Below are 6,227 nucleotides of genomic sequence, written 5' to 3'. Positions count from 1 at the left end.
TTCTCTTCGTCTCGTGGACTTGGAGTTGTGCATAGGGGACAGTTATTCTACCGTCTACGATAACCACTTTTACAAAGGAACTGACTTCACTCTACTTTTCTGTATTGGTGCTGTTATCTTGGCACAAGCAGGACTGGGCCTTAACTTCTTTATGCTTCGATATAAACCATTTTTTAAGCTTCTTGGTGTTTGCGATAAAGGCTCTTCTGAGCTAAAGAACGCTAGCGATACAGCGCCGAATCAGCATGACTGATTTGCTCTTCTCGCTTCAAAATCCTTTCGGTCTGCAACGCATTTTCCTTGTGATACCATAGAGAACAGTGAAGAATGATCAACACGGTGCAGCAAAGAGAACTACACGATGCAAGATAGGCAAAGTGTTCCCGTTTGACGTCATTTCATTCCGTCATACGTTTACACTTTGCCAACCCTGCCGGTGGCTCTCGGAGTTGCTTTGCAACAGAAGGAAATGAACAATGGATTACCAGCAACGTAACCCACTAACAACGTCAGAGAAAGAGTTCTATGCTAACCTTGTACAGCTTTGTCCGCCTGGCGTTGTGGTTCTCTCTAAGGTTAAACTTGCTGAGTTGGTGAAGCCAACAGCAGAGTCCGGGAGTGATATTTTTTATGAGCACATCAAAAAAATCCTGAGTTTTACCCTGGATTTTGTTGCCTATGATTTGAATAACAATTATACAGTAGCCGTTTTTGACTATCAAGAAGATGGGGTTTTTAAAGAAGAAAGGAAATCATTTCTTACTAAAGTATTTAACCAATCTTCGATTAGATATTTTTGTATTTCAAGAGTTGCTGAACTTTACTTGATCGATTGTTTTAAGGAGTAATATATGGGCCTAGTTAAAAGTATGTTAGATGACATGCAGGAAGAAAGAAAAGAAGAATGGATACGCGAACATCTGGGGCTAGATGAAGACAGCGAGCTTGATGAGCTATCTATTGAATATAGAGATGCAGAGTTTCAGTTTCATGAATACCAGGATCATCTTACAGATGAAGCCGCCTATCAGTTTGAGTTAGAAGAGGAGCAAGAAAGGGAAATAGAATGGTTAAAAAAGAATCCTCATCTTAATATTTTTAAAAATTACTCCAGTGCCTTAGAAGCTGTTCTCTCTCTCAACACGATTGAAAACAATGAAACACTCATAAAAATGCAAGTGGCCTACTCAGTCACTATCTTGGAGTCTTGCCTCAGCGAAATGTTAAAATCTGTGGTTTTATCCTCCGATTGTTACATACGAAATGCAGTTTCACATGTGAAAGGGTTAAAAGAAACCACTGTATCTTTAAAAGAAATTCTCGATGATGGTTCTATCATAGAAAGGCGGGTAATTAACTTCCTTTCTGATATGCTTTATCATCAGATTCCAAAGGTTTTAAATACCTACGAGGTTATCTTGCAAGCAACACAACCTAAAGGATTACAATTAGGTGAGTTGATAAAGTTGACCAAACTACGGCATGATATTGTTCACCGCGATGGAAAAACCATTGAAGGGAAAAAAATTTCTCTTACTTCTAATGACGTTGAAAACTCAGTCAGTCTTGTTCGCGGTTTTTTAGCTATTATCAGTGGTTATATTTCCTCTGCTATTATTGCTAACCATAATAAATTAGAAGAGGAAGAGAGATTAATAAGAGAAGAATTTTTAAAAGGCATACCGCCGTTTTGAAAAGTGCCCCTTTCGGGGCTTTTTACTTTTCTGTTATCCATGCGTAAATCGCTGGTATAGCTTTTACAATGAACAGCATCACACAGATGACACTTATTACTATGTACGCAATATAGACAATCTTCGCAGGCAATGATGCTTCCTGGATTAGGGTAATTAGGTGGTCTATTAAGTCCATTTATCCTCCAGTAGATGTCGTTAAGGAGAGGGTTTAAATTGGGCACCCCTTAGTTTTCGAAGAAATTTTCATGGGGCGTATCGCCTGTGAGCCAATAGCTGGGATTAATAATCCAAGACCGCCGGTCGAACGCAATAGCTACGCGGCGGTTGAACAACCAATGACACCAGGCAACTAACCGAGAATTGCCCTCGTAAAGAATCGAGTCGTTCGGGATACCGACTATGTATCTGGCTCTTGGTTTCCTGCTGAACATAAAGCCCCCTTATTATTTTCAATTCCAACGCCCTGGGCTTCTCAAACTGATTTCGCCTAGCAGCATTAGCAAATCGTTATCGTCTAACTTAGCTAGGGTTTTTAATGCGGCACGAATAACGTTGGTTTTTGTCGCACCGGTTCGTTTAGCCGTGTTTTCCACAAAATCCTTTTCTTCTTCGGTCAATGTAAACAGCGTAGGTTTAACTTTTTTACGCGTCTCAGGGCGCTTATCCCCTTCCATGATAAATGAAGTTACCTGTTCATTTTTATCCACTACCTCATTTTCTGAGACAATTTTACGGGTTGGTAATTGTACTTTTGGTTTTGTAGACATTACTGTCACCTCTTTATAATAAATTAGAAAATGCCAACTTCATGGCACAACAATTCAATCTCACCCTTAGCCTGGCCGTCCTTTGCTTCGTGTACGCCCTGCCCTGCGTTAAACGTTTTTACGTATACAGTGCGTTCGCCGATACGTTGTTTTGTCGGCTGTAACCAATACGCATCGCTTTTAAGCATATTAGCTAAATCGGTGGCATCGGTATTCCCGCTGCGGGTTGAACAGCGGTTAAAGACCAGGTGCGCTTTCAGTGATGGGTTGTGCTTTTCCTGTGCCGTTCTGACGGTTTCCGTGAGGGCTGCGATGGAATCGATCTCCGATTGCGAAGACGGTTTTACAGGCGATAACAGAATATCGCTCACAGTTAGCGCTGAGCGGAATTCCTGGCTATCGTGACCGGCAGTGTCAACCAGGACAATATCGTAGTGCTTATTCAGTTCTGTTAGTTCCTTACGTAGATCCCCGTAAGCTTCAACGAACGTGAATGACGGTAAACCGGCTTCCTGGCGACGTGCATACCAGCTCTTGAGACAGCCCAGTTTGTCAGAACCCACCATAGCGATGGTTTTCTTTGACATGTAACGTGCGGCAACGGCGATGTTTGCCGCTTTAGTGGATTTACCTACCCCGCCTTTATGACTACCAATCAGTACAATCATGATGACCTCACTCGTTAGTAATATATTCGACATATGCAGATTAGCATTTATCGGATATATGTCAACAATAATATGTCGGATATATTGACTATAATATATCTTCGATAGATATCGGCACTTCATCTTGTTGAGTGAGCTTTTGCGGTGCGGCTCCTCCCGTTAACGTGGTAAGCCATGTAAGGTTAATGGCGTCACAAGGGGTTAGGTGGAGGTTGAAAAGAAGCCGTGAATGTTGTAACTAAAATAAAGTGCTGATAAGGGGGCTATGCCCCCTATACAATTACTCTTGTACAACCCACCGTTTCGCGCCGTCATAGTCATTACCACCTTCCGCTATGAACACATGCGCGTCAGCATCTACAGCGATCGCGCCTGGACGCTCATGCTGGGCGTCACGTAAACAGTTCTTCCAGCCGTAGACTTCTCCCGCCCAGATCAGAACTACGCCGTCACCGGCATGTTCTTCATTCTGTTCCCGCCACTTATTTGCTATCTCGACATGATCCATGTTGTCCTTCCTCATAAATAGGGGTTTTGCGTACAACCCCTTATAGAGCCAACAGGCTGTTATGGGCTCGCTTGTAGTCCTCAATTTTACCGCGCAATTCATCGCGCTCCCATTTCATAGCGCTTAGCTCACGTCTGAGGCGTTCAATCTCTTCACAGTGGCGCTCATACGTCATCAGCGACTTGAGTAATGTCTGCGAGGCCGTCTTTTCACCCAAGCGATTCCCTACTGCCACCAGGGCGGTATCGTGCTCTGGCTGTGTCCTGATCGTTAATGTCCCCATATCTAACTCCTTTGATAGTATTTTTGCGGCCGGTGCCTGGTTCCGGGTGGCAATTATGCCGTCAATTTTGAATTGGCCATCGTGCCGGCGTCACCATTTCTGATAGCAGATTAGTTATCGATGTCGATAAATGCGACGTTGCACTCACCACAGAGAATATTCAACCCGGGTTTGCCCCATGCCGCCGCCCCACACTCCGGGCAAACATGTTTATGGCGTGTTTTGGGTTTCGGTTGCAGAACAATCCCTGTGACCTCCGAATCGTCTCCGTCATCGGTAACTTGCACGGATGGCACCAGTGCCAACGTCAGCAGCCGTTCAACTTCCGCGGCATCCTGTTGAATTACCCCTGCGGGGTTCGCCTGTAGTGCCTGGGCGAGCGTTTCCCGCCATTGTTCGATTATTGGCGTCAGGTCTTTCGGTTGTTCCACTTTGACCGGAAACCGGTCAAACCAACTGAGCGCAAAGCCGGTACGGAACAGTTCCAGCGTTTCTTTCTGGAAGCGGCCGCCGGGGATTGGGTAATCGTTGATCGACTGGCCGAGTTTGTCGCCGCCCGGTCTGCCTGTCGACGATGGCATTAACCCTACGGCTTCCATCTTCGCGGCCCACTCTGCATTGTGATACCCCTTGCGGGATGGCTTGCCGTAGTGGAATTGCCACATATGGCACTGCTCATGTACCAATGTCTGCATGACCTCGATCAGCGGGTAGACCGGAAAATACTCAGGGTTAAGGGCAATCTCATCTATCTGCGTGCCGTCCGCCGGTGAAACAAAGCGGTTACGGCTGAAATAGCCCATAGTGTTCTTCCCGCGCTGGAACGTGATCAGGCAGTCCGGCAGCTGGCCGCCAAACAAGCGCTGATTATAAAAGTCATACGCCTGCTGTAGCTCCGCATAGGCACGTTCTGTCGCACGGCCAGAGATCATGACAGCCATAGATAAACGTTGTATATGAGTAGACTAATACCAAATAGAACCACAGCGGCTTCTAAAAGTCTGGCTGTCAATGTTTGAGTCAATCGGCAGCATATCCCAGCATATATAATGCCTAACCAGCCGACCACTTGAGGTATGAGAAACACCCATTGGGGTACAACCATTTCACTAGAATCAATGACTGTTCCTAGCATGATCGGCATTAAAACCAAGATGATGGAGGGTATAAGTGCTCTCAGCAAGCGTTCATTGCGAGTGAAATAGCTTTCTACCTTGATCTGTTCTTTCATTATTGCATTCCTTGTTAATGAGTCAGCGACTTGTGCCGCTGACGTTGGTTAAAATCAGTAGGATTATCTAGCAGAAGTACTGATCAGCATACTTATCTGCCAGTTCGTCTGCGTTCTTCAACGGCCCTTCCAGATTAGTGGTGTGATCACAGATCACATCCCATCCATCGTTACCGTAAACAAACAGTACCCAACCGGCACGATTTACATAGTCACCCGCGTTGAATACTTCCAGCTGGTCAATATCTGTAGAAAACATATCGCCCAAGATGCTGTCAGCATCATTTGAGGGAGCATTAACGACTTCTTCACCATCAAACACGGAGATCTGATAGCCAGCTTGGACAAGCCCTTTTACGGCTGCGACAGCAATTTCGCGCTCGATGCGCAGACGGTCTTCAACATTCATGTTTCACTCCCTCGCTTTTGCGGTATGTATTGTACAAAACAGATAATGGCACAGATAAATGTATTGTACAATACATTTTGATAGCAAATTAACTTTTCGTGGAGTGGCTGGGTGTGCTTTTTGCTGTCATTATTGAGTGGCTCGATGTGCTGCAGGAAGAAATTATGATGGTTAAACGTGAAGGGGGGCTTTTGTGTTCTAGACTCCGTATTCTCCTCACTGAAATTAAGAATATATCCGATATATTAATATATCAGACACATATCCCAACAATCTCTCATCTTGATCTCATTAACCATAATCGTGCTAAAATAGCTGTATATAAACACAGGTAATGAGGTCGCAATGAAAAACGGCTACAACCCTTTCCAGCGAACCGGCATCGATGTCTTTCAGCATAGAGAAGAAACGATCCGCATCGTATATTTGGGTGCGTACCTGGAACGAATCGAACCCGGCTCACTCGTATTCATCCAGCGTGGCGATAAGCTTTTCTGGATGGGCCGGGCTTGGCTGGATTTGTTTTGGATGGAATTAGAAAAGCCGGTCACAGTAATGGAAGGGCTGGCGTTCCTCTCACAGCAGGACTACATGCGTGTACTGCATGAGAAAGAAGGGGACTTTGTGCATCAGCATGAACTCCCCTTTTGATAATATATCTGAT

11 protein-coding genes are annotated in these 6,227 nt (G+C 44.9%); 4 read left to right on the top strand and 7 right to left on the bottom strand.

All coding sequences use genetic code 11. The features are described 5' to 3' along the window. The 3 genes from H5P17_RS26585 to H5P17_RS25935 form a co-directional block, all read left to right on the top strand. Window positions 1-253: hypothetical protein (locus H5P17_RS26585; RefSeq protein WP_220496974.1), on the top strand; the 253-nt coding region annotated here is incomplete at its 5' end. Window positions 254-476: 223 nt separating this feature from the next. Further along, on the top strand, window positions 477-848 hold the full coding sequence (locus H5P17_RS25940; RefSeq protein WP_182825858.1) for a DUF2726 domain-containing protein: 372 nt from the start codon (window positions 477-479) through the stop codon (window positions 846-848). 3 nt (window positions 849-851) lie between these two features. Continuing rightward, window positions 852-1,694: a HEPN domain-containing protein gene (locus tag H5P17_RS25935; protein ID WP_182825857.1), complete on the top strand. Its 843-nt coding sequence runs from the start codon at window positions 852-854 to the stop codon at window positions 1,692-1,694. A 452-nt stretch (window positions 1,695-2,146) separates the two neighbouring features. On the opposite strand, the gene H5P17_RS25930 is transcribed toward H5P17_RS25935, so the two are convergent. The 7 genes from H5P17_RS25930 to H5P17_RS25900 all read right to left on the bottom strand — a co-directional run bounded on the left by H5P17_RS25930 (window position 2,147) and on the right by H5P17_RS25900 (window position 5,563). After that, on the bottom strand, window positions 2,147-2,464 hold the full coding sequence (locus H5P17_RS25930) for a hypothetical protein (RefSeq protein ID WP_182825856.1): 318 nt from the start codon (window positions 2,462-2,464) through the stop codon (window positions 2,147-2,149). Between the two features lie 23 nt (window positions 2,465-2,487). Continuing rightward, complete coding sequence (locus tag H5P17_RS25925) at window positions 2,488-3,132, bottom strand: ParA family protein (RefSeq protein WP_126179520.1); 645 nt, start codon at window positions 3,130-3,132, stop codon at window positions 2,488-2,490. A gap of 280 nt (window positions 3,133-3,412) precedes the next feature. Continuing rightward, on the bottom strand, window positions 3,413-3,640 hold the full coding sequence (locus tag H5P17_RS25920; RefSeq protein WP_182825855.1) for an antirestriction protein ArdR: 228 nt from the start codon (window positions 3,638-3,640) through the stop codon (window positions 3,413-3,415). Between the two features lie 40 nt (window positions 3,641-3,680). Continuing rightward, entirely contained in the window at window positions 3,681-3,923 is a 243-nt protein-coding gene (locus H5P17_RS25915) for a hypothetical protein (RefSeq protein ID WP_182825854.1), read from the bottom strand. Between the two features lie 110 nt (window positions 3,924-4,033). After that, entirely contained in the window at window positions 4,034-4,864 is an 831-nt protein-coding gene (locus H5P17_RS25910; protein ID WP_255478002.1) for a SprT-like domain-containing protein, read from the bottom strand. Further along, entirely contained in the window at window positions 4,852-5,154 is a 303-nt protein-coding gene (locus H5P17_RS25905; RefSeq protein ID WP_182825853.1) for a hypothetical protein, read from the bottom strand. The genes H5P17_RS25910 and H5P17_RS25905 overlap by 13 nt, the downstream gene beginning before the upstream one ends. A gap of 67 nt (window positions 5,155-5,221) precedes the next feature. Then, window positions 5,222-5,563, bottom strand: coding sequence for a hypothetical protein (locus tag H5P17_RS25900; protein ID WP_182825852.1), 342 nt, complete (start codon window positions 5,561-5,563; stop codon window positions 5,222-5,224). A gap of 345 nt (window positions 5,564-5,908) precedes the next feature. Between H5P17_RS25900 and H5P17_RS25895 the strand changes: the two genes are divergently transcribed. Continuing rightward, complete coding sequence (locus H5P17_RS25895) at window positions 5,909-6,214, top strand: hypothetical protein (RefSeq protein WP_182825851.1); 306 nt, start codon at window positions 5,909-5,911, stop codon at window positions 6,212-6,214. Window positions 6,215-6,227: the final 13 nt, after the last annotated feature.

This window comes from Serratia sp. OS31 (genome assembly GCF_014164835.1).
Classification (GTDB): domain Bacteria; phylum Pseudomonadota; class Gammaproteobacteria; order Enterobacterales; family Enterobacteriaceae; genus Serratia; species Serratia liquefaciens_A.
This window is presented reverse-complemented; position numbering and strand designations above follow the sequence as displayed.